Source organism: Streptomyces sp. NBC_01618 (assembly GCF_045209435.1).
Lineage (GTDB): Bacteria > Actinomycetota > Actinomycetes > Streptomycetales > Streptomycetaceae > Streptomyces.
The window spans coordinates 7,105,350-7,130,630 of the sequence record NZ_CP109297.1; the positions used below are offsets into that span (position 1 = coordinate 7,105,350).

The window sequence follows — 25,281 nt, forward strand, 5'->3', positions numbered from 1 at the left end:
TCCCCGGACCCCACCGGCTCGACCGGAACCACCGAGTCCGCGACACCCGACCCGGGCGCGACCGAGGAACCGTGCCCCACGCCCTCGGGCTCAGAGGCTGTCGGCTGACCTCTGACCGGGCGGCCACGCCCTGGCACGCACGCTTCCTGCGTTGTCGTCGGTCGGCGACGCTCCGCGTCGCCTCCCTCCTCCGCCTTGGAATCGCACGCACCAGAGCGCGTCCGCTTTCCGATCCGAGGTCACCCGACAGCCTCTCAGCGCCCGCCGGCTGACAGCACCTCGGCCAGGTCGTACCGCACCACCTCTTCCAGCTGTGCGTATGTGCAGCCGTCCGGAGTGCGGTCTGGCCGCCACCGGCGGAACTGCGCCGTGTGCCGGAAACGGTCGCCCTCCATGTGGTCGTACGCCACCTCACAGACCCGCTCCGGGCTGAGCGCCACCCAGGACAGGTCCTTCTTGCCCGACCAGCGACTCGGTGCCCCCGGCAGCCGTGCCCCCTCGTGCGCCGCCGCGTCCGTCCAGGCCGCCCACGGGTGATCGGCCGGCTCGACGCGCAGCGGTTCCAGCTCCGCCAGGAGCTCGGCGCGCCGCCTCATCGAGAAGGCCGCGCAGACCCCGACGTGCTGCAGGACGCCCTCGGCGTCGTACAGACCGAGCAGCAGCGAACCGACGACCGGGCCGCTCTTGTGCAGGCGGTAGCCCGCCACCACGCAGTCGGCGGTCCGCTCGTGCTTGATCTTGTACATCACCCGGGTGTCGGGGCGGTACGGCAGATCGAGCGGTTTGGCGACCACACCGTCGAGCCCCGCGCCCTCGTACCGCTCGAACCACTCCTGGGCGAGTGCCGGGTCCGTGGTCGCCGGCGCGAGGTGGACGGGCGGCGACGCGGCGGACAGGGCCGCCTCCAGCACGGCACGCCGGTCGGACTGCCGGACGGAGAGCAGCGAATCGTCGCCCACCGCCAGGATGTCGAAGGCGACCAGACTGGCCGGGGTCCGCTCGGCGAGCAGCCGCACCCGGGAATCGGCGGGGTGGATGCGCTCGCTGAGCCGGTCGAAATCCAGCCGGCCCCCGTACGCGACGACGATCTCGCCGTCGATCACACAGCGCGGCGGCAGATTGTCGCGGACGGCGGTGACCAGCTCGGGGAAGTAGCGGGTGAGCGGCTTTCCGGTACGACTGCCGATCACCACCTCGTCGCCGTCGCGGTGCACGATCGCGCGGAAACCGTCCCACTTGGCCTCGTACTGCATACCGGGCGGGATCTTCGCGACGGACTTGGCGAGCATCGGCTTCACAGGCGGCATCACCGGCAGGTCCATGGCCCCGATTCTTGCCGACCGACGCGCCCGCGTCTCCCGATATGCGGCATATGTGGACCCGGCCTACCGTGACCGTCATGGGTGCAGCGGGAAAAGCGGTGGAGCTCGAAGCCGGCGGACGGGCCGTACGGCTGTCCAGTCCGGACAAGGTCTACTTCCCGGCGAAGGGCTATACGAAGAGGGACGTGGCCGAGTACTTCCTGGCCGTGGGCCCCGGCATCACCCGCGCCCTGCGCGACCGGCCGACCACCCTCCAGCGCTTCGTCGACGGTGTCGAGGGCGAGTTCTTCTACCAGAAGAGGGCCCCGAAGAACCTCCCCGACTGGATCCCCACCGCCAGGATCGAGTTCCCCAGCGGCCGCTTTGCCGACGAGATCTGCCCCACCGAACTCGCCGCCGTCATCTGGGCGGCCAACCTCGGCACGCTCACCTTCCACCCCTGGCCCGTCCGCAGGGCCGACACCGACCACCCGGACGAGCTGCGCATCGACCTCGACCCACAGCCCGGAACGGACTACGCGGACGCGGTGCGGGCCGCCCACGAACTGCGGTCCGTCCTCGACGAGCACGGTCTGCGCGGCTGGCCCAAAACCTCCGGCGGCCGGGGCATCCACGTCTTCGTGCCCATCGAGCCGAAGTGGACCTTCACCACGGTCCGGCGCGCCGCCATCGCCACCGGACGGGAACTGGAACGCCGGATGCCGGACCGGGTGACCACCGCATGGTGGAAGGAGGAGCGCGGCGAGCGGATCTTCGTCGACTACAACCAGACCGCCCGCGACCGCACGATCGCCTCCGCCTACTCCGTACGCCCCTTCCCGCACGCCCCGGTCTCCGCGCCGCTGCGCTGGGAGGAGATCGACGACGCCGAACCGCGCGACTTCGACATCAGGACCATGCCCGGGCGTTACGCCGAGTGCGGCGACGTGCACGCGGACATGGACGAGCACGCGTTCCGGCTCGACGCGCTGCTGGAGCTGGCCGACCGGGACGAGCGCGAGCACGGGCTCGGCGAACTGCCGTACCCGCCGGAGTACCCGAAGATGCCCGGCGAACCGAAACGGGTCCAGCCGAGCCGGGCCCGGCACGACGAGGACGGCGCTGCATGAGCGCACCCGACCTGGAGCCCTCCGCACCGCACGGAGCGCATGGCCGGCCGCTGAGCCGTGGCCAGAAATGGGCCGCGTACAAGGACTCGCCGTACTTCCCCGCAACCGTCCTGCTGTTCATCGTCGCTGCCGCCGCGGGACTCTTCGCCGGCTCCTACACGTACGCGATGGCCAATCCGACCCCGCACCGGATCCCGACCGCCGTGGTCAGCCCGCCGACGGCGCGGAGCAAGGAATTCGTCGCAGCCATGGACAAGGCGCTCGACGCCTCACTCGTCATCCACCCGTATCCGACGGCGGCACGGGCACGCGAGGCGCTGGAGGAACAGGAGGCCTTCACGATCGTACGGTCGCACAGCCACGGAGTGACCCTGGACGTCGCCAGTGCCTCGGGGGCGTCCGTGGCACAACTGCTCACGGAGTCCGCCGCGAAGGTGGGAACCACCATCGGTGTGCCGGTCACGGTCAGGGACGTCAAGCCGCTCCAGAAGGGCGACCCGCGCGGGCTGGCACTTTTCTACATCTCGCTCGCGGCGGTGATTGTCGGCTTCGTCGGCGCGATCCAGCTGAGTGTGCACGCCCGGGCGCTGCTGCCGCTGGAGCGGATCCTCTTCATCATCGCGTACTCGCTGCTGGGGGCCTTCGCCATCGCCGCCGTCGTGGACTGGCTGCTGGGCGCCCTGGACCTGCCGTTCGTCCACTCCTGGCTGATCCTCGCCTTCACCATGTTCACGTCGGGGATGGTCTTCACCATGTTCAACACCTTCATGGGCCGCTGGGCGATGCTGCCCACCTGGGGGCTGATGGTGCTGCTTGGCAACCCGTCCTCCGGCGGCGCGGTGTCCTGGCCGCTGCTGCCGTCGGTCCTCGGGCACATCGGCCGCTGGCTGCCCCCGGGGGCCTCGGTCAACGCCCAGCACACCGCCGTCTATTACCAGGGGCACCAGTTCCTCTTCCCGTACCTGGTCCTCGGGGCCTGGGCGCTGGTCTCCTGCACGGTGTTCTGGGTGTGGCGCCACCGGCACCCCGGAGGCCGTGACCGCATGCCTCAGCACGCGGCCACGGCCATCTGACGCCGGTCCCGGCTACAGCTCCTTGATCCGGATGTCGCGGTACGAGACCACGTCCGTGGTGCTGTGGACCTGGAGCCCAATGCCGCCGGAGGCCTAGCGCCGGCCGTCGGTGCCCGGGCCGTCGCCCCGCGACGGCTCGAAGACCTGAGTACTTGATGGCGACCCACTCCGGACGCGACTCCTCGGGGTTGTCGTGGACGTTCGGGAAGCGGACGCACACACCGCTGTCGGCGTTGCCCGCGCCGGGGCGTCGTCGCGCCACTGGAGCTTCAGCGAGAAGTCGCCGTACTGCCGGCCCGGGAACCACAACGGAGTTCCCCCGGCTACGGTGTGGGCCGTCCGGGGGGCACCCGCGCCCCGCCAACCCCGGTAACGTCCGTAGCCGCCGCGATCGCCGTAACCTCCGTAACTCCGCAGTCCCGCAGTCTCCGCGACCTGGCAGTCTCCGCGATCCGGGCAGTCCCCGCGATCCGGGTGCGTGCGTAAAACTCCGTAAATTCCTTAGTGCAGTGGGGAGTTCGTCATGGACAGAAGGAGCTTCAACCGGCGGTTCCTGGTGGGCGGCGGGGTGGCGGCCGCGACCGGGGTGACATCGTTGTCGCTGGGTGCGATCGAGGCCAGCTCGGCGGAACCCCCGCCGAAGACCGCCCCCGCAGGGGGTGCCGTCCGTCATCTCAAGCTGTACGCGGAGAAGCTGGCGGATGGTCAGATGGGATACGGCCTGGAGAAGGGCAAGGCATCGATCCCGGGTCCTCTCATCGAGATCAATGAGGGCGACACCCTGCACATCGAGTTCGAGAACACGATGGATGTGCCGGTCGGCCTGCACCCGCACGGCGTCGACTACGACATCGCGAGCGACGGCACCCGGATGAACAAGAGCATCGTCGAGCCGGGTGACACCCGCACCTACACCTGGCACACCCATCCGGCGGGCCGCCGCAACGACGGCACCTGGCAGCCGGGCAGCGCCGGTTACTGGCACTACCACGACCATGTGGTCGGTTCGGATCACGGCACCGGCGGCATCCAAAAGGGCCTCTACGGTCCGTTGATCGTCCGTCGCAAGGGCGACATCCTGCCGGACAAGACGATCGCGATCGTCTTCAACGACATGACGATCAACAACAAGGCGGCCCACGAGGCCCCCGACTTCCGGGCCACGGTGGGGGACCGGCTCGAAGTGGTCATGATCACGCACGGCGAGTACTACCACACGTTCCACGTCCACGGTCATCGCTGGGCGGACAACCGGACCGGGCTGCTCACCGGCCCGGACGACCCGAGCCGCGTCATCGACACGAAGATCGTCGGCCCGGCGGACTCCTTCGGGTTCCAGGTCATCGCGGGCGAACACGTGGGAGCGGGTGCCTGGATGTACCACTGCCATGTGCAGAGCCATTCCGACATGGGCATGGCCGGGCTGCTCCTGGTCGCCAAGGCCGACGGCACCGTGCCGGGCTACGACCCGCACGCCAAGATGAACCACGACACGCCCGCCCCCGGCAAGACGGCTCCGGGCAAGACGGCTCCGGGCGAGACGGCTCCGGGCGAGACGGCTCCGGGCGAGACGGCTTCGGGCGGGACCGCTTCCGGTGACCTCGACGCGCCGAAGGGTACGGCCGCCCACGACCCGGCGGCGCACGCGTCCTGACCGGTCAGCGCTCCGAAACCACTGCGGCCGCCCCGGCTGCACCAGCCGCACCGGCTGCCCCGGCCGCTCCCGTGGCGAGGCGCAGCTGTTCCTCTTCGACGATGCGTCGGGCGAGAGCTCCGTCCGACACATCCACGGCGTCCGGCGTCGTCTCGGCGACGTCGCTGCGCCGTGCGTACAGGTCGAACAGCCGCTCCTTGCGGGCCAGGATGTTGAGCATCCGCTCGTCGACGCTGTCGGCCGCGAGGAGCCGGTGCACCTGGACCGTCCGTATCTGACCCATCCGATGGGCGCGGGCGACCGCCTGATGCTCCATCGTCGGCTTGATCTGCGGTTCGCAGATGATGACGACGGAGGCGGCCTGCAGGTTCAGTCCGACACCGCCTGCCTGGATCTGGCTCAGCAGGACCGCGTGGCCGTCGACGGCAGCGAACCCGTCGATCAGCTGCTGCCGCCGGGCAGCCGGGAGGCTCCCCGAGAGCGGACCGAACACCCCCGGCCCCAGGGCCTGTTCGACCGTGCGGAGCACCTCGCGGAAGTATGAGAACACGACGACCTTGAGGCCGTTCTCCGCGGCCTCGGCGACCAGCTCGCGCAGCCGGTTGAGCTTCGCGGACGTGACGGGCCGGGCGTAGGCGGCCCGGCGCATCCGCATGAACTCCCCGGCGCCCACCGCCTTGCGATAGGCGTCGAGATCGGCCGCGCTGAACTCCTCCCACTCGTCGACCTGCACCAGTGCCGGGAGTTCGGTCAGCACGTCCTCCTGATTGCGCCGCAGATAGGCCGGGGCGACGGCCCTGCGGAACGCGTGCGATCCGGCGGCCCCGTGGGTGGTGCGGATCGAGGGGGCCAGCTCGGGCTGGAGATGGCGGACGAGGCTGCGGAACTCCTCGACCCGGTTCTCCATCGGCGTACCGGTCAGGAACAGCACCCGCTCGGTGCGTTGCGTCCAGCCGGACACCGCCCGGGAGCGGCGCGTCTCGGGATTCTTGACGTAGTGGGCCTCGTCGACGACCAGCATGCCGGGCCTCATGCCGCAGTCCCGGGCAGCCGGCAGGGTGTGCAGGGCATCGAACGTGGTGAGCGCGACCCCGCCGCTCTCGCGCCACTCGGCGAAGGCGCCCTGCCGCTCGGGGCCGTGCACCGGCAGTGCGTGCAGGGTCGAGCGGGCACGGACCTCGCGCGCCCAGTTGATCAGCACGCTCGACGGGCAGACCACCAGGAAGTGCGTCTCGCCCCGCGCGGCGAGGTGCGCGAGCGCGGCGATGGCCTGGACGGTCTTGCCGAGCCCCATCTCGTCACCGAGGATCACCCGCTTCTGCGCGAGCGCGAACCGGGCGCCGAACGACTGGTAGCCGCGCAGGGAGACGCGCAGATGGGCGTCGTCCAGCCGCTGACCGCGCACCCGGTCCGCGATCCCGGACGGCAGGAAGCCCTCGGCCGCGTCCCGGTCGGGGCCGGTGCCCGACATCTCGGCGAGCAGGCTGTAGTACTCGGCGGACCGCAGCTCGAAGTCGACCCACGCCGCGATGTCCGAATCAGGGGCCCGCAGCAGATCGACGGACACCTGACCGAACAGCAGCGCAAGCTCGCGCGCGGCCGCCTCGTCGACCACTGCCCGTACCGAGGCGACGGCCTCCAGCGCCTGGGCACGGGCCCGGCGCCCGGTGAACCACATGCGCAGCCGCCGCCGTGCCGGTCCCGCCGCGCCCAGCAACGGTTCGAGACGCCCCACGAGCCGGCCCGCCGCGTCCACCGCCCGGCGGACGTCCGGGCCGGCCTCGACCAGTCGGTGCAGGGCGATGACCAGCGCGGTCGTGGAGTCGTCCGGGGTGTCCACGTCTATCCGCACCGCGACCGTGTCCCGTACCGCGTGGGCGATCTGGCCGGCCGCGGCCAGCGCCTGGTCGGCCGTCTGCGCGCCGACGCCGGGGATCTGGCGGAGCTCGTAACGGTTCGCCGCATGAACCTGGCCGACGGTCGTGAACCCGGCCTGCTCGACCGCGCCCAGCCGCAGCCGTCCCTCGGTGACGTCCTTGAGTCGGGAGACCGGGATGGCCGACAGTTCGCGACGGATGAGGGAATCGAACAGCGGCGTCAGCGCGGTGTGCACGGCGTCGACGGCGCGGGCGTGATCGGTCAGCACCGCGCGCGCCGTCTCCAGCAGCCGCTCGGCCTGCGCCAGCAGTTCCCGGGCGGCCCTTCCCGTCCTCGCCCCGGCCTCCGTCGGTCCGGCCTCTGTCATGTACGTTCCTCTGTCCGCGCAGCCCGGCTGCCGTCCCGCCCGGCACCTGCCCCGGGCGATTCACATCGTGCCACGCGGCACCGACAGCGCCTCCGGCTCAGGGCGCGGGCGGCCGGCGTTCCGCCGGGGAGAGCAGCAGCACCTCCAGGGCCCGCGCGCAGGGACGGGCCGTGTGCTGGGGAGGCGGGTTGCGGCGCGCCCGCCCCCAGGGCCCGCGCGCAGGGACGGGCCTGCGACAGGAACCACCCGGTGCGCGCGTCGGTGAACTGGTACCGCTCAACGCCGTTGCGACCAGGGCGGTCGCCGGACCGCACTGGCTGCCCTACTTCGAGGTCGACGACTGCGACGCGACCGTCGCGGAGGTGGAGCGGCTGGGTGGCAAACTGACGCTGGAGCCGATGGAGATGGAGGGCGTGGGCAAATTCGCCGACGTGGCCGATCCGGACGGCGCGGAATTCGCCCTGATCAGGAGCGCGCAGCCGTGATCAGGAGCGCGCAGCCGACGCGGACTCCGGAGAGCTGACCGGAAGCCTTCGGCGCGCCGCATTGATGGAGCGTTGATCAGTCGTTTATCGCGACCGGGCACCGTGGGTGCCATGCTGATCAACACCGCGGCCGCCCCCGCGCTCGCCTGGCAGGAGACAGCGCTGTGCGCACAGGCGGGGCCCGAATTCTTCTTTCCTGCCCCCGGCAGCTCCACACGTGAGGCCAAGCAGCTCTGCAACGCCTGCGAGGGGCGCGAAGCCTGCCTGGAGTACGCCCTGGCCAACGACGAGCGGTTCGGCGTGTGGGGCGGCCTCTCGGAGAAGGAGCGGGACCGGCTGCGCAGAACCGGTCGCGAACGGGCCTGAGCACACCCTGCCCGCGCAAGACCGAGGCCCGTCCGGAACGGGGCCGCGCCCCCGCTGTGCGGGCGGCGCCTACGTAACCGGACGGTTCCGCTGACCGGGGACAATGCCCGCATGAATGATCACGACAGAGACAGGCTGCTCGCTGCGGCCGTGCGGCTGCGCACCGAAGGCCGCCCCGAGGAGGCCCGACAGCGGCTGCTCGCCCTTTGTGCCGCCTTCCCCGCGGACGCGGAAGTCGCCTACCAGACCGCCTGGGCCCACGATGTGCTCGGGCTGGAAGCCGAGGCGGTGCCGTTCTACGAACGCTGCCTCGACGGGACCGGGCTGTCGGAGGAGGACCGCCGGGGCGCACTGCTCGGCCTCGGGAGCACCTGCCGGGTGCTCGGACAGTACGAGAGAGCCGTCGAGGTGCTGCGTGGCGGCGTCGAGCGGTTCCCCGACGACGGGGCGCTGCGAACGTTTCTCGCCATGGCCCTCTTCAACACCGGCGAACACCACGAGTCGACGCAGCTGCTGCTGAATCTGCTCGCCGCCACCAGCGAGGACCCGCACGTTCGGCAGTACCGCGCGGCGATCGAGCACTACGCCCGGGACCTGCACGAAACGATATGACCCGGGCCGCCGGACGGGCTTGCGAGCGGTGGGCCCGCCCGGCGGCCGGTGATGACCGTGTGGACGTCAGGCCTGGGCGCGCGCGACCATCCGTGCCTTGCGGGCGGCGAGCTTCTCGTCGAACTTCGACGCCTCGCTGTCCAGACCGCTCATGTACAGGCCCAGTTCCTCCTGGGCCTTCAGACCGTCGGGGCCCAGGCCGTCGATGTCGAGGACCTTGAGATAGCGCAGCACGGGCTGGATCACGTCGTCGTGGTGGATGCGCATGTTGTAGATCTCGCCGATCGCCATCTGCGCGGCGGCCCGCTCGAAGCCCGGCATGCCGTGTCCGGGCATCCGGAAGTTGACGACGACTTCGCGCACGGCCTGCATCGTCAGGTCGGGGGCGAGCTCGAAGGCCGCACCGAGGAGATTGCGGTAGAAGACCATGTGCAGGTTCTCGTCGGTCGCGATGCGCGCCAGCATGCGGTCGCAGACCGGGTCGCCCGACTGGTGGCCCGTGTTGCGGTGCGAGACGCGGGTGGCCAGCTCCTGGAAGGCGACGTACGCCACGGAGTGCAGCATCGAGTGACGGTTGTCGGACTCGAAGCCCTCCGCCATGTGGGCCATCCGGAACTGCTCCAGCTTGTCCGGGTCGACGGCGCGCGAGGTGAGCAGGTAGTCCCGCATCACGATGCCGTGCCGGCCCTCCTCCGCGGTCCAGCGGTGCACCCAGGTGCCCCAGGCGCCGTCACGGCCGAAGAGGGAGGCGATCTCGTGGTGGTAGCTGGGGAGGTTGTCCTCGGTCAGCAGGTTCACGACCAGTGCGATCTTGCCGATGTCGGTGACCTTGGACTGGTCGGCCTGCCACGCCTCGCCGTCCTCGAAGATGCCCGGGAAGTTCCGCCCGTCGGAGAACGGCACGTACTCGTGGGGCATCCAGTCCTTGGCGACCTTGAGATGGCGGTTGAGCTCCTTCTCCACCACCTCTTCCAGGGCGTACAGCAGCTGGGCGTCGGTCCACGCCTTCGGACTGCCGAGGTGGGGAGCGGTGATCGTCACGGGGGACTCCTGGGGACGGGAGAAGTACCTACGGGTACGTAGGTTACGAGACCGTAGGTTAAAGCGGCGGTAAGGCCACCGCCAAGCCAGCCCTCGTGATGCCCGATTACGTAACGTTATGTACGCAGGTCGAGTGGGTGTGGGGGCTGACAGCCCCCGGGCTTGCCGGGGTGTTCGCCACTCCCTCGGATCCACCGATACGGCGCTGAAGGGGCTGTTACGCCCGGTCGCCGGGGCGGACGGGCCCCCGCCCGCGGAGCGCTCAGAGTGGTCGGCGTACTCGGAGCGGACGCGGTGTCTCTCTCCGGCGGTGATGTCACGCGGCAGTGCTGCCGCCACGAAAGGCGCCCCTGCCGGACGCGCCGTCAGCAGGTCCCGCCGAACAGCTCGGTCAGGCTCCGGTCGAGATCCAGGAACCGGTGCTCGTCGCCGGCCGGTACCAGTTCCTGCGCCCGCTCCAGAAAGCGGCGCAGCTCCGCGGTGCGGACATGCACCATCGCGATTCCCTCGGCGGCATGGAACTCCAGCACCGTACGGTCGTATCCGAACGGCCTGATGCGTACGTCGCCGACACCGGCGGCGCCGTCCATTCCCGCCGCGAGCAGCTCGCGGGAGAACTCCCAGGACACATCGGTGCCTTCCAGGGTCGCCGTCGCGGGGAACGCCATGCGTACGGCGAACGGATCCCTCCGGTCGTACATCAGGGTGGCAGGAAGGGTCTCCATCCGCGGTGCGGACGCGACCATGCGGGCTTGCACGGACTGCTCGATAACGGTGGACAAGACCTGCTCCCTATCTCGGCCAGATGAACGGTTCCCGGCACTGAGGGAGACGACGGAATTCCCTCATCCGTGCACCGGTTGGTGGCGTGAGCTGTATCACCGCACGCCATCGCACCGATCGTGTGCCCCCTGCGCGCAGGTGCACCCTGCACGGAGCACAACGTGTGGGCCGGCTTCCAGCGCCATGAGGGCCAAGGGGAAGACGAGACGACTGATGTGCAACAGTCCCCCAACCCGTCGGGCGCCTACCGCTCGGGCGTCGCCTGGCTGCCGCACAGCAGGTCGGGCGCGCTGGCGGTCGGCCCGACCGGCACCGACCTCAGCACGGACGGCGGCCGCACCTGGCGCACGGTCGACACGGGGTCGTACGACACCGTCGACTGCACACCGGACGGCGGCTGCTGGGCGGCGGGCGAGACCGGGCGAGTGGCGCGAGCGAGGATGTAGAGCGTGTCTCCGGCGCGCTGACAGTCCTGTCAAACGTCCCGCGTCGGACGGCGGTGCATACGCGAGCCCGGCATGATCCGAACGAGAGGCCCTGGCTAGACGCGCGGCCGGTATCCCAGCGCCCTGGTGATCTCTCCGGCGTTCGCATACCGGTCGTCCGCGGGAAGTTCTCGCACCGCGTCCACCAGCGTGTCCGGAGCGTACGCCCCGGAGAGGGTCCGCACGAGGGACCTGCGGTCCGCAGGGAAGGCCGTGCGGCTCAGACGACGCGCGAGTTCGGCTCTGACTTCCTCGGCCGCGGCCTCGGCGCGCGCCCGTTCCCGTGCCTCACCGGGTGGCGGGACGGGGCCGCCCGGGTCCACGCGCACATCGTCGTCGGCGGGCGGCTCGGGGTCGTACGCCTCGGTCGTGCGGGAGGTGTGGCCGGACCGGAGGAAGTCCAGCAGTTCGTGTTTCCGCTGGTCGTCCTCATGGGGGCTGACGCGGCTGCTTCCTCGCTCCATGGTGGGAACACCTCCTTGTCGGGCCGGCTGCGCACCTGCCCGGAGCTGCCGCGGGAGCCCATGCACCGGCGAACGGCCGGGAATCCGGCCGCCCCTCTCCGTAGGGCCGCTCAACGAATACGGCAGATATCCATCGAAACCCGATCGGATACGTCTGTCCAGCGGCGAAGACCAGAACTGCGCAGGTATCCCCGGAGGCGGACTCCGCCGCGACCCGGGACAGTTGCAGCAGGTGGCCGACGGTGAACGCAGGAGGAATCAGCGCCGCGCGGCCGCCTCACGAGCACCGCGACAGCGAGGGAGAGGGCATGGCGCGGGTGGTGGTGCAGGGCACCGATATCGTCGTGCGCCTGACCTGGCGCGAGAAGGTGGCGGCCCGCCACCGCGATGTGCGGGTTCCGGTGTCGGCGCTGCGCCGGCTGTACGTAGAGCCCGACTGGTGGCGGGCGCTTCGCGGTGGGCGCGGCCGGGGCACCTGGATTCCCGCACGGCTGTGCGCGGGTATCCGCCCCCTTCCGGAGGGACAGGACTTCGCGTGGGTACGGGCGGGCAGGCCGGTGCTGTGCGTGGAACTGCGCAGAGGCGCACCGTTCAGCCGGCTGGCGATCTCCGTCCCCGACCCCGAGGAGGCGATGCGGGCACTGCTGCCGCTGGTCCCTCGGGACCGGCTGGGACGCACGTGAGGCGGGCCCGGCTGTTCGCTACGGCTGCCCGGGCAACTGCTGGCGGTACGGGGCGAGTTCGTCCGAGGTCTTCGTCGCGATGAACTCCGTGATCCGGTACGCGCACACGCCCTGCTCCGTGAACGGATCCTGCGCCACGATCCGCTCGATCCGCGCACGGTCGTCCCCGACGGCAAGGATCACGCCGCCGTCGCGAGGATTCTTGCGGCCCGACGCGATGAACACCCCCGCCGCGTACTGCGCGTCCAGCCAGGCGACATGGTCCTGCAGCAGCGCGTCGACGCGCTCGACGGGGGCGGTGTAGGTCAATTCGAGTACGAACATGATCGTCAGGCTACGGGACGAGGGCGAGCGGCCCCGGGCAGTATCCGGCAGGCCCGTCCTCAGGCCCGCCGCCGTTGAACGCATCCGTCCCCGCATCCGTCCTCGTCATCGCCGGGTCGGTCGCGTCGTACCCGTTGCCTAGACTTGACGGCACTATGACAACGCTCCCGATGCCCGCCGACGAGGCCGAAGCCCGAGCCGTTCAGGACGCCCTGCGCTCCCGGGTGGTGCTCGACGAGCCCGGCCCGCCGTCCGGCACCGGCCGGGTCACCGGGGTCGACGTCGCCTACGACGACGAGCGCGATGTCGTCGTGGCGGCAGCCGTCGTCCTGGACGAGGCGACGCTCGACGTGGTCGCCGAGACCACCGCCGTCGGCCGGATCAGCTTCCCGTACATCCCCGGCCTCCTCGCCTTCCGGGAGATCCCGACCGTGCTGGCCGCGCTGGAGTCGCTGCCGGTCGACCCCGGACTGGTGATCTGTGACGGATACGGCCTGGCGCACCCGCGCCGTTTCGGGCTCGCCAGCCACCTCGGAGTACTCACCGGACTCCAGGTGATCGGCGTCGCCAAGAACCCGTTCACCTTCTCGTACGAGCGACCGGGCCCCCGCCGGGGCGACTGGTCGCCGCTGCTCGACGGCGAGGAGGAGGTGGGCCGGGCACTGCGTACCCAGGAAGGCGTCAAGCCGGTCTTCGTCTCCGTCGGACACCGGACCGGCCTGGACAACGCCTGCGCCCACACCCTGCTGCTGGCCCGCGACTTCCGTCAGCCGGAGACCACCCGCAGGGCCGACGCACTCTGCCGCCAGGCCCTGCGGGAAGCGACCGCCTGAGCGATCGCCTGAGTATGCGTACGGATGACGCCTGCCGATCATGACCGGCAGACTGGTACGCATGACCGAACACCGAACATCCACGCGACCAGGAACCGTCTATCTTGCCCAGCGCCGGGTCGCGGTGGGAATGACACTCGGCATTCTCGCGGGAGCGGCCTGGGCCGTTTCGATGATCTGCACGCTGGTGGCCTGGGCGCTCTGACCCCCCCGGGGCACTGCGACCCGAGAGCGTGCGCCGCCTCCGACGCTACTTGTGCCGGTCCGGGCCCTGGGCGTTGAGGAGCGCGCGCCAGGTGTTCTCGTCCCCGACGCCCGTCACCGGCAGATTCCGGGACGCCTGGAACTCCTTCAGCGACCGCATGGCCGAAGGGGCGTACGTGCCGGTGCTGTCGGTCGGCACCCCGCGTGGTGAAGCAGGTACTGCACGGCCGTGACGGCCTCGGACTTCGGCGTACGCGAGTCGATCGTCATGATGAGCAGCGGCCAGGTGTCCTTCCCGACCTTGCCGTCGGGCGTCCGAACGCCCGGCGGCCCGTCCGCTCAGCGCGTCGCCGCGACCCGGAAGCGCAGTCCCGCCGCGCGCAGCCGTTCCAGGAGCGCGTCACCCATCGCGACGGCCGTGGTGACCTGCCCCGATGTCGCCGGCAGCTCGTCCATGGCGAGGCAGAGCGCGGACTCGGCCAGTATCTTCGCCGTTTCGTCGTAACCGGGGTCGCCGCCCGACACCTCGGTGAAGACCCGCCGCCCGCCGCCCTCGCCGACGAAACGCACGGTGAACCAGCTGCGCCCCCGGCGCTCCGCGTCCGGGCCCGCGCCCGGCTCGTACCGGTCCATCAGCCAGGACCGCGCGGCCGGTACCTGCGCGGCACCCAGAAGAGCGCCCAGCGCGGCCGTGCCGCCCAGCGCCACGGGCAGATGGCGCACCGAGGCGAAGTGGCGGTAGCGGAAGTCGGGGCCGTACTGGGCGAGCACCCGTGCCGAACGCTCGACGATCCGCGGGTCCAGCGTGGGCAGCGGCAGCGCCCACGTACCGGTCTTCGCACTGAAGTGCGGGGCGCCGAGCGGGGCGCGGGCGCGGCGGGCCACCAGGCGGGGCTCATGCAGGCGGCGTTCCCGCGCGGCGCGCAGCATCCGAGGGCCGCGGCCCATCGCGGTGAGCGCGGAGGCGAACGTACCGCCGGAGAAGACGGCGTTGCTGCGGACGAACCCGTCGATGCTCAGCGGCACGTCCCGCGGCAGCTGCCGGACGGTGAAGTACACCCCGAGGTCGTGCGGTACGGAGTCGAACCCGCAGGCGTGCACGAGCCGCGCCCCGGTCTCGCGGGCCCGCGCATCGTGCTCCAGATACATCCGGTCCACGAACTCCGCCTCGCCGGTGAGGTCCGCGTAGTCCGTCCCGGCCACGGCGCAGGCCGCGACCAGTTGCTCGCCGTACCAGACGTAGGGGCCCACCGTCGTCGCCACCACATGGGTGGATTCGGCGAGTTCGCGCAGCGCGTGCGCGTCGTCGGCGTCGGCACGCAGCAGCGGGAGATCCGCGCACCGCGGATCGATCGCGGTGAGGCGTTCGCGCAGCTGTTCCAGTTTGGCCCGGTTGCGTCCGGCCAACGCCCAGCGGCAGCCGGCGGGCGCGTGGGCGGCGAGATATTCGGCGGTGAGGGCGCCCACGAAGCCGGTGGCACCGAAGAGGACCACGTCGTAGGGGCGTTGGGTCCCGTTCTGCCTGTTCACGAGTGCCTCCGCAGGGGCCGGCGCCGACATAGCACGCAGAGGTTAGCGGAGGGGGTCGTGGCGGTGTGCGGCCGGGCGGCGATCGTGAGGGAGGATCCCGGAGAAAGTGCTAAGCGCTTGCTCGGCCAAAGGGGTTGCGGAGCGCGGTGCGTTATTAGCATTATCACTGTTACATCACTTGTGTCATACCGCTGGGGGCTTGATGGCAACGACAGAGCACGGCCCGCTGGCAGGCGTGCGCGTGGTCGAACTGGCAGGCATCGGACCCGGCCCGTTCGCCGCGATGCTCCTCGCGGACCTCGGCGCCGATGTCGTCAGGGTCGACCGGCCCGGCGGCTCCGGGCTCGGCATCGACCCCGCGTACGACCTCACCAACCGCAACAAACGGTCCGTGCTCATCGACCTCAAGGCCGATGACGGGGCCGCCAGGGTGCTCGACCTGGCCGAGCGCGCCGACATCCTGATCGAGGGCTACCGGCCGGGCGTCGCCGAACGCCTCGGCGTCGGCCCCGATGCCGCCCTCGCCCGTAACCCGCGGCTCGTCTACGGACGGATGACCGGCTGGGGCCAGGACGGACCGCTCGCCGAACGAGCCGGCCACGACATCGCCTACATCGCCCTCACCGGCACCCTTTCCATGATCGGCAAGTCCGGCGAGCCGCCCACCGTCCCGGCCAATCTGGTCGGTGACTACGCGGGCGGCTCGCTCTATCTCGTCGTCGGCGTCCTCGCCGCCCTCCAGCACGCCCGCACCCCCGGCGGCCGGGGACAGGTCGTGGACGCCGCGATCGTCGACGGCGCCGCGCACCTCGCCACGATGATCCACGGAATGCTGGCGGCAGGCGGCTGGCAGGACCGGCGCGGCTCCAACCTCCTGGACGGCGGCTGCCCGTTCTACGGCACGTACGAGACCGCCGACGGCCAGTACATGGCGGTCGGCCCGCTGGAGCAGCGGTTCTACGACGAGTTCACCGCCCTCCTCGGTATCGGGGAAGAAGCCCCGGACCGGCGCGACATCACCCGCTGGGAGGAGCTGCGCACGCTCGTCGCCGACCGGTTCAGGACCCGTACGCGCGCGGAATGGACCGAGGTGTTCGAGAGCACGGACGCCTGCGTGGCGCCCGTCCTCTCCCTGCGCGAGGCGCCTCACCATCCGCACATCGCCGCCCGCTCCACCTTCGTCGAGCACGGCGGACTCACCCAGCCCGCCCCCGCACCCCGCTTCTCCGCCACCCCCGTCTCCGTGCGCAGCGGGCCCGCGCGGCCCGGCGCGGACACCGAGGCCGTCGCCGCCGACTGGGACGTACCCGGCATCGCGAGGTCGTGATCCCCACCGTCAAGAACCGGCTCCAGGAGGCCCCGTAGTGCAGCGGCAGATCTACACCGAAGAGCACGAAGCGTTCCGGGCGACCGTCCGCACCTTCCTCACCAAGGAGGTCCTCCCGCACTACGAGCAGTGGGAGAAGGACGGCATCGTCTCCCGCGAGGCATGGCTCGCGGCCGGCCGGCAGGGGCTGCTCGGTCTCGCGGTGCCCGAGGAGTACGGAGGCGGCGGCAACCCCGACTTCCGGTACAGCGCCGTCCTCGCCGAGGAGTTCACCCGGGCCGGTGCACCCGGACTCGCGCTCGGACTGCACAACGACATCATCGGCCCCTACCTCACCGGCCTCGGCACCGAGGAGCAGAAGCGCCGCTGGCTGCCCGGCTTCTGCACCGGCGAGGTCATCACCGCCATCGCGATGACCGAACCCGGCGCCGGCTCCGACCTCCAGGGCATCCGCACCACCGCCGAGGACAAGGGCGACCACTGGCTGCTCAACGGGTCCAAGACCTTCATCTCCAACGGAATCCTCGCCGACCTGGTGGTCGTCGTTGCGAAGACCACCCCCGAGGGCGGTGCGAAAGGGCTCTCGCTGATCGTCGTCGAACGCGGCGCGGAGGGCTTCGAGCGCGGCCGCAACCTCGACAAGATCGGCCAGAAGTCCCAGGACACCGCCGAGTTGTTCTTCAACGACGTCCGCGTCCCGAAGGAGAACCTGCTCGGCGAGCGCGACGGCGCCTTCATCCACCTGATGACCAATCTCGCGCAGGAACGGATGGGCATAGCGGTCGCCGGAATCGCCGCCGCCGAACACCTGCTGGAGATCACCACGCGGTACGTCAAGGAGCGCGAGGCGTTCGGGCGGCCGCTCTCCAAGCTCCAGCACATCCGGTTCGAGATCGCCGAGATCGCCACCGAGTGCACCGTCACCCGCACCTTCATCGACCGCTGCATCGTCGACCACTCCGACGGAACCCTCGACGCCGTGCACGCCTCGATGGCCAAATGGTGGGCCACCGAACTGCAGAAGCGCGTCGCCGACCGCTGCCTCCAACTCCACGGCGGTTACGGCTACATGACGGAGTATCCGGTCGCCAAGGCGTTCACCGACGGCCGTATCCAGACCATCTACGGTGGCACGACCGAGATCATGAAGGAGATCATCGGCCGCTCGCTGCTCGCCTGACCCCTGACGCACAACCACCCTCGAAAGGCTGCTGACTTGAGTACCGAAGCGTTCGTCTACGACGCGATCCGCACCCCGCGCGGCCGCGGCAAGGCCAACGGCGCCCTGCACGGCACCAAGCCGATCGACCTCGTCGTCGGTCTCATCCACGAAATCCGCAGCCGCTTCCCCGGCCTGGACCCGGCGGCCATCGACGACATCGTCCTCGGCGTGGTCAGCCCGCTCGGCGACCAGGGCTCCGACATCGCCCGGATCGCCGCCATCGCCGCCGGCCTCCCCGACTCCGTCGCGGGAGTCCAGGAGAACCGCTTCTGCGCCTCGGGCCTGGAAGCCGTCAACCTGGCCGCAGCCAAGGTCCGTTCGGGTTGGGAGGACCTCGTCCTCGCGGGCGGCGTCGAGTCGATGTCCCGCGTCCCGATGGGCTCCGACGGCGGCGCCTGGGCGATGGACCCCATGACCAACTTCGACACCGGATTCGCGCCGCAGGGCGTCGGCGCCGACCTCATCGCCACCATCGAGGGCTTCTCCCGCCGCGATGTCGACGAATTCGCCGCGCTCTCCCAGGAACGCGCCGCCGAAGCATGGAAGGACGGCCGCTTCGCGCGCTCCGTCGTCCCCGTCAAGGACCGCAACGGTCTCCTCGTCCTCGACCACGACGAGCACATGCGGCCCGGTACCACCGCCGACTCGCTCGCCGCGCTCAAGCCGTCCTTCGCCACGATCGGCGAAATGGGCGGCTTCGACGCCGTCGCGCTCCAGAAGTACCACTGGGTCGAGAAGATCGACCACGTCCACCACGCGGGCAACTCCTCCGGCATCGTCGACGGCGCCGCGCTCGTCGCGATCGGCAACAAGGAGGTCGGCGAGCGTTACGGACTCACGCCGCGCGCCCGGATCGTCTCCGCCGCCGTCTCCGGCTCCGAGCCCACCATCATGCTCACCGGCCCCGCGCCCGCCACCCGCAAGGCCCTCGCCAAGGCCGGGCTGACCATCGACGACATCGACCTCGTCGAGATCAACGAGGCGTTCGCCGGAGTCGTGCTGCGGTTCGCCAGGGACATGGGGCTCTCCCTCGACAAGATCAACGTCAACGGCGGCGCCATCGCGCTCGGCCACCCGCTCGGCGCCACCGGCGCGATGATCCTCGGCACGCTCATCGACGAACTGGAACGGCGCGACCAGCGGTACGGCCTCGCCACCCTCTGTGTCGGCGGCGGCATGGGCATCGCCACCGTCATCGAGCGTCTCTGACCGTTCCCCGGCCACCCCTGCTTACGGAGAAGAAGAGCAATGACCGAGAGCACGACCATCCGCTGGGAACAGGACGGGACAGGCGTCGTCACCCTCGTACTCGACGACCCCGACCAGTCCGCCAACACCATGAACCAGGCATTCAAGGACTCCATCGCGGCCATCGCCGACCGCGCCGAGGCCGAGAAGGACTCCATCCGCGGCATCATCTACACCTCCGCGAAGAAGACCTTCTTCGCTGGCGGCGACCTCAAGGACATGATCAAGGTCGGTCCCGAGAACGCCCAGCAGGCCTTCGACACCGGCACCGCCATCAAAAACTCGCTGCGCCGCATCGAGACCCTCGGCAAGCCCGTCGTCGCCGCCATCAACGGAGCGGCGCTCGGCGGCGGTTACGAGATCGCCCTCGCCTCGCACCACCGCGTGGCCCTGGACGCACCCGGCTCCCGGATCGGCCTGCCCGAGGTCACCCTCGGCCTGCTGCCCGCGGGCGGCGGCGTCACCCGCACCGTACGCCTCATGGGCATCGCCGACGCGCTGCTGAAGGTCCTCCTCCAGGGCACCCAGTACACCCCGCGACGCGCCCTGGAGAACGGCCTGGTCCACGAGGTCGCCGCCACCCGGGAGGAGATGCTCGACAAGGCCCGCGCCTTCATCGACGCCAACCCGGAGTCCCAGCAGCCCTGGGACGTCAAGGGATACAGGATCCCCGGCGGCACTCCGTCGAACCCGAAGTTCGCCGCGAATCTGCCCGCCTTCCCGGCCAATCTGAAGAAGCAGATCGCGGGCGCCCCGATGCCCGCGCCCCGCAATATCCTGGCCGCCGCTGTCGAGGGCTCGCAGGTCGACTTCGAGACCGCGTTGACCATCGAGGCCCGCTACTTCACCGAACTGGTCACCGGCCAGGTCGCCAAGAACATGATCCAGGCGTTCTTCTTCGACCTCCAGGCCGTCAACTCCGGCGCCGGCCGCCCCAAGGGCATCGAGGAGCGCCAGGTCCGCAAGGTCGCCGTGCTCGGCGCCGGGATGATGGGCGCGGGCATCGCGTACTCCTGCGCCCGCGCCGGCATCGAGGTCGTCCTCAAGGACGTCTCGCAGGAGGCCGCGGCCAAGGGCAAGGCGTACAGCGAGAAGCTCCTCGACAAGGCGCTCTCCCGGGGACGTACCACCGAGGTCGAGCGCGACGAACTGCTGGCCCGCATCACCCCGACCGGCGACCCGGCCGACCTGGCGGGCTGCGACGCTGTCATCGAGGCCGTCTTCGAGGACACCGCGCTCAAGCACAAGGTGTTCCAGGAGATCCAGGACATCATCGAGCCGGACGCGCTGCTCTGCTCCAACACCTCGACCCTGCCCATCACGGTCCTCGCCGAGGGCGTCCCGCGTCCCGTCGACTTCATCGGGCTGCACTTCTTCTCGCCCGTGGACAAGATGCCGCTCGTCGAGATCATCAAGGGTGAGAAGACCGGCGACGAGGCCCTGGCCCGCGCCTTCGACCTGGTCCGCCGGATCAAGAAGACCCCGATCGTCGTCAACGACTCCCGCGGCTTCTTCACCTCGCGCGTCATCGGCCAGTTCATCAACGAGGGCGTCGCCATGGTCGGCGAGGGCGTCGAGCCCGCATCGGTCGAGCAGGCCGCGGCACAGTCCGGCTATCCGGCCAAGGTGCTCTCCCTGATGGACGAGCTGACCCTCACCCTGCCCCGCAAGATCCGCAACGAGACCAGGCGCGCCGTGGAGGCGGCCGGCGGCACCTGGACCGAACACCCGGCGGACGCGGTCATCGACCGGATGGTCGACGAGTTCGACCGCCCGGGACGCAGCGGCGGCGCGGGCTTCTACGAGTACGACGAGACCGGAAAGCGCACGCGTCTGTGGCCGGGGCTGCGCGAGCACTTCGCCAAGCCGGACGCCGATGTCCCGTTCGAGGACATGAAGGAACGGATGCTGTTCTCCGAGGCGCTGGACAGTGTCCGCTGCCTGGAGGAGAACGTCCTCGTCTCGGTCGCCGATGCCAACATCGGCTCCATCATGGGCATCGGCTTCCCGCCGTGGACCGGCGGCGTGCTCCAGTACATCAACGGGTACGAGGGCGGCCTGCCCGGCTTCGTCGCCCGCGCCCGGGAGCTCGCCGAGCGCTACGGCGACCGGTTCCTGCCGCCCGCGCTGCTCGTGGAGAAGGCCGAGAACGGCGAGACCTTCCACGACTGACGGCAGCCCCGCGGGCCGCGTTCACTGTGCCGTGAACGCGGCCCGCAGCTCCTCCTTCAACGACCGCTGGAACGCGGTCACCAGCGCCTGGATCACCATCGGCTGCATATGGGCCGACAGCGACTTCATCGCCGCCACATGCTCCGGGTCCGACTCCCGCTCCCGGTACGGACCCCACACCTCGTCCCGGAACAGCCGCGTAAGCTCCCGCGCGGCCGACCGGGAGTGCTCCAGCAGAACCGTGCGCGCGGCCAGAATCGTCTCGTGCTCGATCGGTACGCCGAGCAGTTCGACCCCGAGCCGCAGCAGCCCCGGGTCCACCCGGTAACTGCCGTCGACCGGCTCCGCGCGCTCCAGCACACCCATCGCGGCCAGCCGCGCCATGTCCTGCTCGCTCAGCGCCCGGCCCGCCCGCCGCTCCAGTTCCGCCCGCGTCGCGTCCTGTGCCGCGTCGGGCGCCCAGGACGCCACCAGCGCCCGGTGGATCGCCAGGTCGTGGGCGCTCAGGTCCGGCGGCAGCTGCTCCAGATAGCGTTCGATCGCGGCCAGCGTCATGCCCTGGTGCTGAAGCTCCTCGATGAGCGCGAGCCGGGACAGATGCTCGTGCCCGTAGTGCCCGACACGACGCGGACCGATCACCGGCGGCGGCAGCAGACCCCGGGTGCTGTAGAAACGCACGGTGCGTACGGTGACACCGGCGCGCGCCGCCAGCTCGTCGACGGTGAGCGTCGGGTCCTCGGTCCCGGTCGTCATGTCTGCTCCTCGCGTTCCGACCCAGCGGTGAACTGCTGCGTCTGCATCAGTCAGGTGCACCAGTATTGCTGTCTCACCATTGCTGTGAAAGCTTCCGGCGCGGTCCCGCTGTCAGTGGTGGCTCCTACGCTGGTGTCATGTCGGAGATCACGTACGTACGGGGCGACGCGACCACCCCACAGGGCAAGGGCGTCAAGCTGATCGCGCATGTCTGCAACGACACGGGCGGCTGGGGCAAGGGCTTCGTCCTGGCCGTCTCGCGTCGCTGGCCCGAACCGGAAAGGGCCTACCGCCACTGGCACCGCGAGCGCGCGAAGAACGACTTCGGTCTCGGCGCGGCCCAGTTCGTCCAGGTGAGCCCGTACCTCTGGGTGGCGAACATGGTGGGCCAGCGGGGGATACGCACGGGCAGCAAGGGGGCCCCGGTGCGCTACGAGGCGATCGACACGGCCCTGGGCGCCGTGGCCGACCGGGCCGTCGAGCTGGGGGCTTCGGTCCATATGCCGCGGATCGGCGGCGGACTGGCGGGCGGCACCTGGTCCGGGATCGAGCCGCTGATAGCGAAGCGGCTGCTGAGCCGGGGCATAGCGGTGACGGTGTACGACTACGACTAGGCCCGGCACGGACCCCGGATCGGCGTGAACTCCCGCTCCCGCTCCACCCCCCGATAGGTCGGGGCTATCGGGGGCATTCGCCAATCGCGCATTGGGACAGCCCTTCCCCTGCGTCAGCCTGACCTGGTCCGGCATGTGCTGCCGGTGGGGTGTGCTGTCCCCGGCGGAGCGTGCGTTCATGGGACTGCTCCGTGAGATCGGCCGCTGGCCGCGGGAACTGCCGGGCAGGTGATGCCGGCCGGGCGGCCCCGCCTGTGCCACCGTCAGGGCGGCCCGCCTGTGCCACCGTCAGGGCGCCCCGGAACGTGGTCGACGCGCTCCGTACGGAACTCGCCGGATAATCTGACTCCCGTCAACGACGTACCAGGAAGGGCGGGTCCGGTGACGGGTGTCCAGGCAGTGCGCAAGGTGTGCGAACGTTACGGCGTGGACGGCGACGGCCGCACCGCGGTGACCGCGGTGGTCGGCGGTGCCCGCGGCTCCGGCAACGACCGGCCCGCGTCGTCCGACGCGTTCGCACCTCGTCCGAACAGGACCTGAGACCTGCACCCCGACGACCGGCCGCACGACCCGATGGACGCGTCCTTGCTCACCCTGCTCGGCCTCGGACCGGACGAGGACGCGGTCTACCGGCTGCTCGTGGACCGTCCCGACAGCGAACCGGCCGCGCTCGCGGGCCCATTGAGCGAACACGCGGTGGCGCGCGCCCTCGATGCGCTCGTCGATCGCGGGCTCGCCAGCGCCGACCGGCCGGACGCCGGCGGCGCCTTCCGGTACCGTGCCGCCTCGCCCGTCCTCGCACTCGGGCCGCTCCTGGAATCCAGGCGGGCCGCGCTGCACCGGGTCGAGTCGCTCGTGGGGGACCTCACCGAGCGGCACCGCTCCGCGCAGGCGCACGCGTCGGGAGCACCCGTGGAGGTGCTGTCCGGTCCGGCGGCGATCCGGTGACGCCTGCTGACCATGCAGCGTCAGGCCAGGAGCGAGGTGTGCACCCTGGTGCCGGCCAGGCACGTGCCCGCGGTGCTCTCCTTCGCGGACAACCATGAGGAGGCGGACTCCGAACTGATGCGCCGCGGTGTGACCGTGCGCAGTGTCGTCGAACGCGCATGGCTGGAACACCCGGAGACAGCGACCCTGATGGCCGCCTGCGTCGCCCAGGGCCAGCACATCTCCGTCACGGACCGGCTGCCGATCAAGCTCATCATCGTGGATCGCCGTATCGCGCTGCTGCCCCTGGACCCGGAGCGCGAGACCGAACCTGTGGCGCTCGTGGTGCACCGTACAAGCCTGCTCACTGCTCTCGGTTCGCTCTTCGAGGAGCATTTCGAGAAGGGGTGGCGGCTGAGCGTTTCCGGCGTCGCGGACAAGGACGAGTCCCCGGTCGCGGCGGTCGACCGGGAGACCGTCGCGCTCCTCCACGTCGGGCTGACCGACGCCGCCATCGCCCGTCAACTTGGCATGGGCCATCGCACCGTTCAGCGACGCCTGCACGGCCTGATGGACGAAGTCGGCGCCGCGACCCGTTTCCAGCTCGGCTGGTATGCGGCCCGCGCGGGTTGGCTGGACGACGAAACCGTCAACTCGGTTCCACCGCAGGTAGTCCCGGGCCACACCGCCCGCGCCCCGTGCCGGGGCACGCGAGCCCGGCACCGTCCAGAAGCAGGGGCACCCGGGCCTCCCGGGTGCCCCTGCGCACCGGCCGGGCAGCGATCGCATACTGGATCACACAAGGGTCGGGCACACCGCCGAGCGCCGGGAGCGTCATGAGTACCGAAGCAGTCAGAGGCGACACCCCCGTCCCGCCGCCGCCCGGCGGCGTGCTCTGGAGCCTGTCCGGCGACATCCGCGCCCTGCTGATGCTGCCTGCCGCCCTCACCCTCCAGGTCGCCCACCCGGCGGTCGGTGCGGGCGTCGACGAACACTCCGTCTTCCGTACGGACCCGTGGGGGCGCGGCGAGAGGTCCCTGCGTTCGCTCCAGCTCTGGGTGTACGGGGGTGACGCGGCCGCCGAGGAGGGACGCAGGCTCCGCAGGCTGCACCGCACCATCCAGGGCACCGACACCCGGGGGCGCCGCTACCATGCGCTGTCGCCCGCGAACTACGCGTGGGTGCACGCCACGGGCTTCCCCGTCTATCAGCACGCCGCGCGCTATCTCGTCCGGCCGCTCACCGACGCGCAGGAACGGGCCCTGTACCGGGAGTGGCTCCAGGTCGGCCGGATTCTCGGCATCCACGACCGGGACATGCCGCAGACGATCGAGGAGTTCTGGCCGTACTTCCGCAAGGTGCTCGCCGACGAGATCGAGCTGACCGTCGTCGTGGCGGACCTGATCTCCACCGAAGGTCCGGTACCGCCGCCGGACCGGGGACCGCTGCCGGTACGGCTGCTGCTGAAGGCGCTGTGGCCGGTGTTGTTCCCGCCGCTGGCCCGGTTCCGCCGCTTCGTCACCATCGGCCTGATGCCGCCCGAGGCGCGGGAGGCGATCGGGCTGGAGTGGACGGACGCGCAGGAGCGGAAGCTGCGACGGTTCTGCGCAGTGGTGCGGCGCGTCGTGCCCGTGCTCCCGGAGCGGCTGCGTTACCTGCCGTACGCGCGCCGGGCGCGGGCGGCGCGGCGCGAGGCCGTCCGGGACGGCGCGAGGCCCGGGAGGAAGGGCGGCGCACCGGCTCGGCCGACGTGATCACCGATCCGATGTAACCGCCCTCGTTGCGGACGCGGCGCCCGGCAGTCC

Annotated in this window: 27 protein-coding genes and 2 pseudogenes; 19 read left to right on the plus strand and 10 right to left on the minus strand. The window is 70.7% G+C overall.

All coding sequences use genetic code 11. The features are described from left to right. Nucleotides 1–254: 254 nt before the first annotated feature. Entirely contained in the window at nt 255–1,322 is a 1,068-nt protein-coding gene (locus OH735_RS33005; RefSeq protein ID WP_406385312.1) for an ATP-dependent DNA ligase, read from the minus strand. A gap of 98 nt (nt 1,323–1,420) precedes the next feature. Between OH735_RS33005 and ligD the strand changes: the two genes are divergently transcribed. Both ligD and OH735_RS33015 read left to right on the plus strand, forming a co-directional pair. Next, a complete protein-coding gene (ligD, locus tag OH735_RS33010; protein ID WP_406386850.1) occupies nt 1,421–2,431 on the plus strand; it encodes a non-homologous end-joining DNA ligase in 1,011 nt (336 codons plus the stop codon). After that, a complete protein-coding gene (locus OH735_RS33015; RefSeq protein WP_406385313.1) occupies nt 2,428–3,504 on the plus strand; it encodes an ABC transporter permease in 1,077 nt (358 codons plus the stop codon). Before ligD ends, OH735_RS33015 begins: the two co-directional genes overlap by 4 nt. A gap of 12 nt (nt 3,505–3,516) precedes the next feature. Here OH735_RS33015 and OH735_RS33020 read toward each other — a convergent pair. Next, nucleotides 3,517–3,855: pseudogene (locus OH735_RS33020) on the minus strand (glycosyl hydrolase); the annotation flags it as partial. 172 nt (nt 3,856–4,027) lie between these two features. Here OH735_RS33020 and OH735_RS33025 point away from each other — a divergent pair. After that, nucleotides 4,028–5,158: a multicopper oxidase domain-containing protein gene (locus tag OH735_RS33025; protein ID WP_406385314.1), complete on the plus strand. Its 1,131-nt coding sequence runs from the start codon at nt 4,028–4,030 to the stop codon at nt 5,156–5,158. Nucleotides 5,159–5,162: 4 nt separating this feature from the next. On the opposite strand, the gene OH735_RS33030 is transcribed toward OH735_RS33025, so the two are convergent. Beyond that, entirely contained in the window at nt 5,163–7,403 is a 2,241-nt protein-coding gene (locus tag OH735_RS33030) for a DEAD/DEAH box helicase (RefSeq protein ID WP_406385315.1), read from the minus strand. A gap of 188 nt (nt 7,404–7,591) precedes the next feature. Here OH735_RS33030 and OH735_RS33035 point away from each other — a divergent pair, with 188 nt between their 5' ends. The 3 genes from OH735_RS33035 to OH735_RS33045 all read left to right on the plus strand — a co-directional run bounded on the left by OH735_RS33035 (nt 7,592) and on the right by OH735_RS33045 (nt 8,866). After that, entirely contained in the window at nt 7,592–7,888 is a 297-nt protein-coding gene (locus tag OH735_RS33035; protein ID WP_406385316.1) for a VOC family protein, read from the plus strand. Between the two features lie 111 nt (nt 7,889–7,999). Continuing rightward, nucleotides 8,000–8,254: a WhiB family transcriptional regulator gene (locus OH735_RS33040; RefSeq protein WP_406385317.1), complete on the plus strand. Its 255-nt coding sequence runs from the start codon at nt 8,000–8,002 to the stop codon at nt 8,252–8,254. Nucleotides 8,255–8,365: 111 nt separating this feature from the next. After that, on the plus strand, nt 8,366–8,866 hold the full coding sequence (locus OH735_RS33045; protein WP_406385318.1) for a tetratricopeptide repeat protein: 501 nt from the start codon (nt 8,366–8,368) through the stop codon (nt 8,864–8,866). A gap of 66 nt (nt 8,867–8,932) precedes the next feature. On the opposite strand, the gene OH735_RS33050 is transcribed toward OH735_RS33045, so the two are convergent. Both OH735_RS33050 and OH735_RS33055 read right to left on the minus strand, forming a co-directional pair. Next, nucleotides 8,933–9,907 carry an acyl-ACP desaturase gene (locus OH735_RS33050; protein ID WP_406385319.1) on the minus strand — a complete coding sequence of 325 codons (975 nt, stop codon included), beginning with the start codon at nt 9,905–9,907 and terminating at the stop codon, nt 8,933–8,935. A gap of 365 nt (nt 9,908–10,272) precedes the next feature. Continuing rightward, nucleotides 10,273–10,689, minus strand: coding sequence for an SsgA family sporulation/cell division regulator (locus OH735_RS33055; protein ID WP_406385320.1), 417 nt, complete (start codon nt 10,687–10,689; stop codon nt 10,273–10,275). A gap of 234 nt (nt 10,690–10,923) precedes the next feature. On the opposite strand from OH735_RS33055, the pseudogene OH735_RS33060 reads away from it, so the two are divergent. Next, nucleotides 10,924–11,136: pseudogene (locus OH735_RS33060) on the plus strand (oxidoreductase); the annotation flags it as partial. Nucleotides 11,137–11,231: 95 nt separating this feature from the next. Here the strand turns inward: OH735_RS33060 and OH735_RS33065 are convergent. Next, nucleotides 11,232–11,639 (minus strand): DUF2795 domain-containing protein, encoded by a 408-nt coding sequence (locus tag OH735_RS33065; RefSeq protein WP_406385321.1) that lies wholly within the window; start codon nt 11,637–11,639, stop codon nt 11,232–11,234. Nucleotides 11,640–11,881: 242 nt separating this feature from the next. Between OH735_RS33065 and OH735_RS33070 the strand changes: the two genes are divergently transcribed. Continuing rightward, the gene (locus OH735_RS33070; RefSeq protein WP_406385322.1) at nt 11,882–12,322 is read left to right on the plus strand and encodes a hypothetical protein; all 441 of its coding nucleotides are present in this window, start codon (nt 11,882–11,884) and stop codon (nt 12,320–12,322) included. A gap of 18 nt (nt 12,323–12,340) precedes the next feature. Here the strand turns inward: OH735_RS33070 and OH735_RS33075 are convergent, their stop codons facing one another. Continuing rightward, on the minus strand, nt 12,341–12,646 hold the full coding sequence (locus tag OH735_RS33075; RefSeq protein ID WP_406385323.1) for a YciI family protein: 306 nt from the start codon (nt 12,644–12,646) through the stop codon (nt 12,341–12,343). Nucleotides 12,647–12,801: 155 nt separating this feature from the next. Between OH735_RS33075 and OH735_RS33080 the strand changes: the two genes are divergently transcribed. Both OH735_RS33080 and mmpA read left to right on the plus strand, forming a co-directional pair. Beyond that, nucleotides 12,802–13,479, plus strand: coding sequence for an endonuclease V (locus tag OH735_RS33080; RefSeq protein WP_406385324.1), 678 nt, complete (start codon nt 12,802–12,804; stop codon nt 13,477–13,479). Between the two features lie 61 nt (nt 13,480–13,540). Further along, entirely contained in the window at nt 13,541–13,684 is a 144-nt protein-coding gene (gene mmpA / locus OH735_RS33085; RefSeq protein ID WP_406385325.1) for a morphogenic membrane protein MmpA, read from the plus strand. Between the two features lie 45 nt (nt 13,685–13,729). Here mmpA and OH735_RS33090 read toward each other — a convergent pair whose 3' ends face one another. After that, a complete protein-coding gene (locus OH735_RS33090) occupies nt 13,730–13,882 on the minus strand; it encodes a peptidoglycan-binding domain-containing protein (protein WP_406385326.1) in 153 nt (50 codons plus the stop codon). A gap of 140 nt (nt 13,883–14,022) precedes the next feature. Then, nucleotides 14,023–15,213 carry a saccharopine dehydrogenase family protein gene (locus tag OH735_RS33095; RefSeq protein WP_406385327.1) on the minus strand — a complete coding sequence of 397 codons (1,191 nt, stop codon included), beginning with the start codon at nt 15,211–15,213 and terminating at the stop codon, nt 14,023–14,025. Nucleotides 15,214–15,415: 202 nt separating this feature from the next. Between OH735_RS33095 and OH735_RS33100 the strand changes: the two genes are divergently transcribed. The 4 genes from OH735_RS33100 to OH735_RS33115 are packed head-to-tail and all read left to right on the plus strand — an operon-like array spanning nt 15,416 to nt 21,182. Then, complete coding sequence (locus OH735_RS33100) at nt 15,416–16,540, plus strand: CaiB/BaiF CoA transferase family protein (RefSeq protein ID WP_406386852.1); 1,125 nt, start codon at nt 15,416–15,418, stop codon at nt 16,538–16,540. A gap of 37 nt (nt 16,541–16,577) precedes the next feature. After that, nucleotides 16,578–17,720 (plus strand): acyl-CoA dehydrogenase family protein, encoded by a 1,143-nt coding sequence (locus tag OH735_RS33105; protein WP_406385328.1) that lies wholly within the window; start codon nt 16,578–16,580, stop codon nt 17,718–17,720. Nucleotides 17,721–17,756: 36 nt separating this feature from the next. Continuing rightward, the gene (locus OH735_RS33110; RefSeq protein WP_406385329.1) at nt 17,757–18,971 is read left to right on the plus strand and encodes an acetyl-CoA C-acetyltransferase; all 1,215 of its coding nucleotides are present in this window, start codon (nt 17,757–17,759) and stop codon (nt 18,969–18,971) included. A gap of 39 nt (nt 18,972–19,010) precedes the next feature. Further along, complete coding sequence (locus OH735_RS33115; RefSeq protein ID WP_406385330.1) at nt 19,011–21,182, plus strand: 3-hydroxyacyl-CoA dehydrogenase NAD-binding domain-containing protein; 2,172 nt, start codon at nt 19,011–19,013, stop codon at nt 21,180–21,182. Nucleotides 21,183–21,203: 21 nt separating this feature from the next. On the opposite strand, the gene OH735_RS33120 is transcribed toward OH735_RS33115, so the two are convergent. After that, complete coding sequence (locus tag OH735_RS33120; RefSeq protein WP_406385331.1) at nt 21,204–21,935, minus strand: MerR family transcriptional regulator; 732 nt, start codon at nt 21,933–21,935, stop codon at nt 21,204–21,206. A gap of 137 nt (nt 21,936–22,072) precedes the next feature. Here OH735_RS33120 and OH735_RS33125 point away from each other — a divergent pair, with 137 nt between their 5' ends. The 5 genes from OH735_RS33125 to OH735_RS33145 all read left to right on the plus strand — a co-directional run bounded on the left by OH735_RS33125 (nt 22,073) and on the right by OH735_RS33145 (nt 25,230). After that, nucleotides 22,073–22,549, plus strand: a complete 477-nt coding sequence (locus tag OH735_RS33125) for a macro domain-containing protein (protein WP_406385332.1) — start codon at nt 22,073–22,075, stop codon at nt 22,547–22,549. Between the two features lie 381 nt (nt 22,550–22,930). Further along, nucleotides 22,931–23,089 carry a hypothetical protein gene (locus OH735_RS33130; RefSeq protein ID WP_406385333.1) on the plus strand — a complete coding sequence of 53 codons (159 nt, stop codon included), beginning with the start codon at nt 22,931–22,933 and terminating at the stop codon, nt 23,087–23,089. Between the two features lie 33 nt (nt 23,090–23,122). Next, a complete protein-coding gene (locus OH735_RS33135) occupies nt 23,123–23,497 on the plus strand; it encodes a hypothetical protein (protein WP_406385334.1) in 375 nt (124 codons plus the stop codon). A 48-nt stretch (nt 23,498–23,545) separates the two neighbouring features. After that, nucleotides 23,546–24,316 carry a LuxR family transcriptional regulator gene (locus tag OH735_RS33140; RefSeq protein WP_406385335.1) on the plus strand — a complete coding sequence of 257 codons (771 nt, stop codon included), beginning with the start codon at nt 23,546–23,548 and terminating at the stop codon, nt 24,314–24,316. Then, nucleotides 24,313–25,230, plus strand: a complete 918-nt coding sequence (locus OH735_RS33145) for an oxygenase MpaB family protein (protein ID WP_406385336.1) — start codon at nt 24,313–24,315, stop codon at nt 25,228–25,230. Before OH735_RS33140 ends, OH735_RS33145 begins: the two co-directional genes overlap by 4 nt. The last annotated feature ends 51 nt before the right edge of the window (nt 25,231–25,281 follow it).

What these genes read in the sequence shown, in the direction of transcription:
- OH735_RS33005 (WP_406385312.1), bottom strand. Translation starts at nt 1,322, where the DNA reads ATGGACCTGCCGGTGATGCCGCCTGTGAAGCCGATGCTCGCCAAGTCC.
- OH735_RS33015 (WP_406385313.1), top strand. Translation starts at nt 2,428, where the DNA reads ATGAGCGCACCCGACCTGGAGCCCTCCGCACCGCACGGAGCGCATGGC.
- OH735_RS33025 (WP_406385314.1), top strand. Translation starts at nt 4,028, where the DNA reads ATGGACAGAAGGAGCTTCAACCGGCGGTTCCTGGTGGGCGGCGGGGTG.
- OH735_RS33030 (WP_406385315.1), bottom strand. Translation starts at nt 7,403, where the DNA reads ATGACAGAGGCCGGACCGACGGAGGCCGGGGCGAGGACGGGAAGGGCC.
- OH735_RS33040 (WP_406385317.1), top strand. Translation starts at nt 8,000, where the DNA reads ATGCTGATCAACACCGCGGCCGCCCCCGCGCTCGCCTGGCAGGAGACA.
- OH735_RS33045 (WP_406385318.1), top strand. Translation starts at nt 8,366, where the DNA reads ATGAATGATCACGACAGAGACAGGCTGCTCGCTGCGGCCGTGCGGCTG.
- OH735_RS33065 (WP_406385321.1), bottom strand. Translation starts at nt 11,639, where the DNA reads ATGGAGCGAGGAAGCAGCCGCGTCAGCCCCCATGAGGACGACCAGCGG.
- OH735_RS33075 (WP_406385323.1), bottom strand. Translation starts at nt 12,646, where the DNA reads ATGTTCGTACTCGAATTGACCTACACCGCCCCCGTCGAGCGCGTCGAC.
- OH735_RS33080 (WP_406385324.1), top strand. Translation starts at nt 12,802, where the DNA reads ATGACAACGCTCCCGATGCCCGCCGACGAGGCCGAAGCCCGAGCCGTT.
- mmpA (WP_406385325.1), top strand. Translation starts at nt 13,541, where the DNA reads ATGACCGAACACCGAACATCCACGCGACCAGGAACCGTCTATCTTGCC.
- OH735_RS33100 (WP_406386852.1), top strand. Translation starts at nt 15,416, where the DNA reads ATGGCAACGACAGAGCACGGCCCGCTGGCAGGCGTGCGCGTGGTCGAA.
- OH735_RS33115 (WP_406385330.1), top strand. Translation starts at nt 19,011, where the DNA reads ATGACCGAGAGCACGACCATCCGCTGGGAACAGGACGGGACAGGCGTC.
- OH735_RS33120 (WP_406385331.1), bottom strand. Translation starts at nt 21,935, where the DNA reads ATGACGACCGGGACCGAGGACCCGACGCTCACCGTCGACGAGCTGGCG.
- OH735_RS33125 (WP_406385332.1), top strand. Translation starts at nt 22,073, where the DNA reads ATGTCGGAGATCACGTACGTACGGGGCGACGCGACCACCCCACAGGGC.
- OH735_RS33135 (WP_406385334.1), top strand. Translation starts at nt 23,123, where the DNA reads ATGGACGCGTCCTTGCTCACCCTGCTCGGCCTCGGACCGGACGAGGAC.
- OH735_RS33145 (WP_406385336.1), top strand. Translation starts at nt 24,313, where the DNA reads ATGAGTACCGAAGCAGTCAGAGGCGACACCCCCGTCCCGCCGCCGCCC.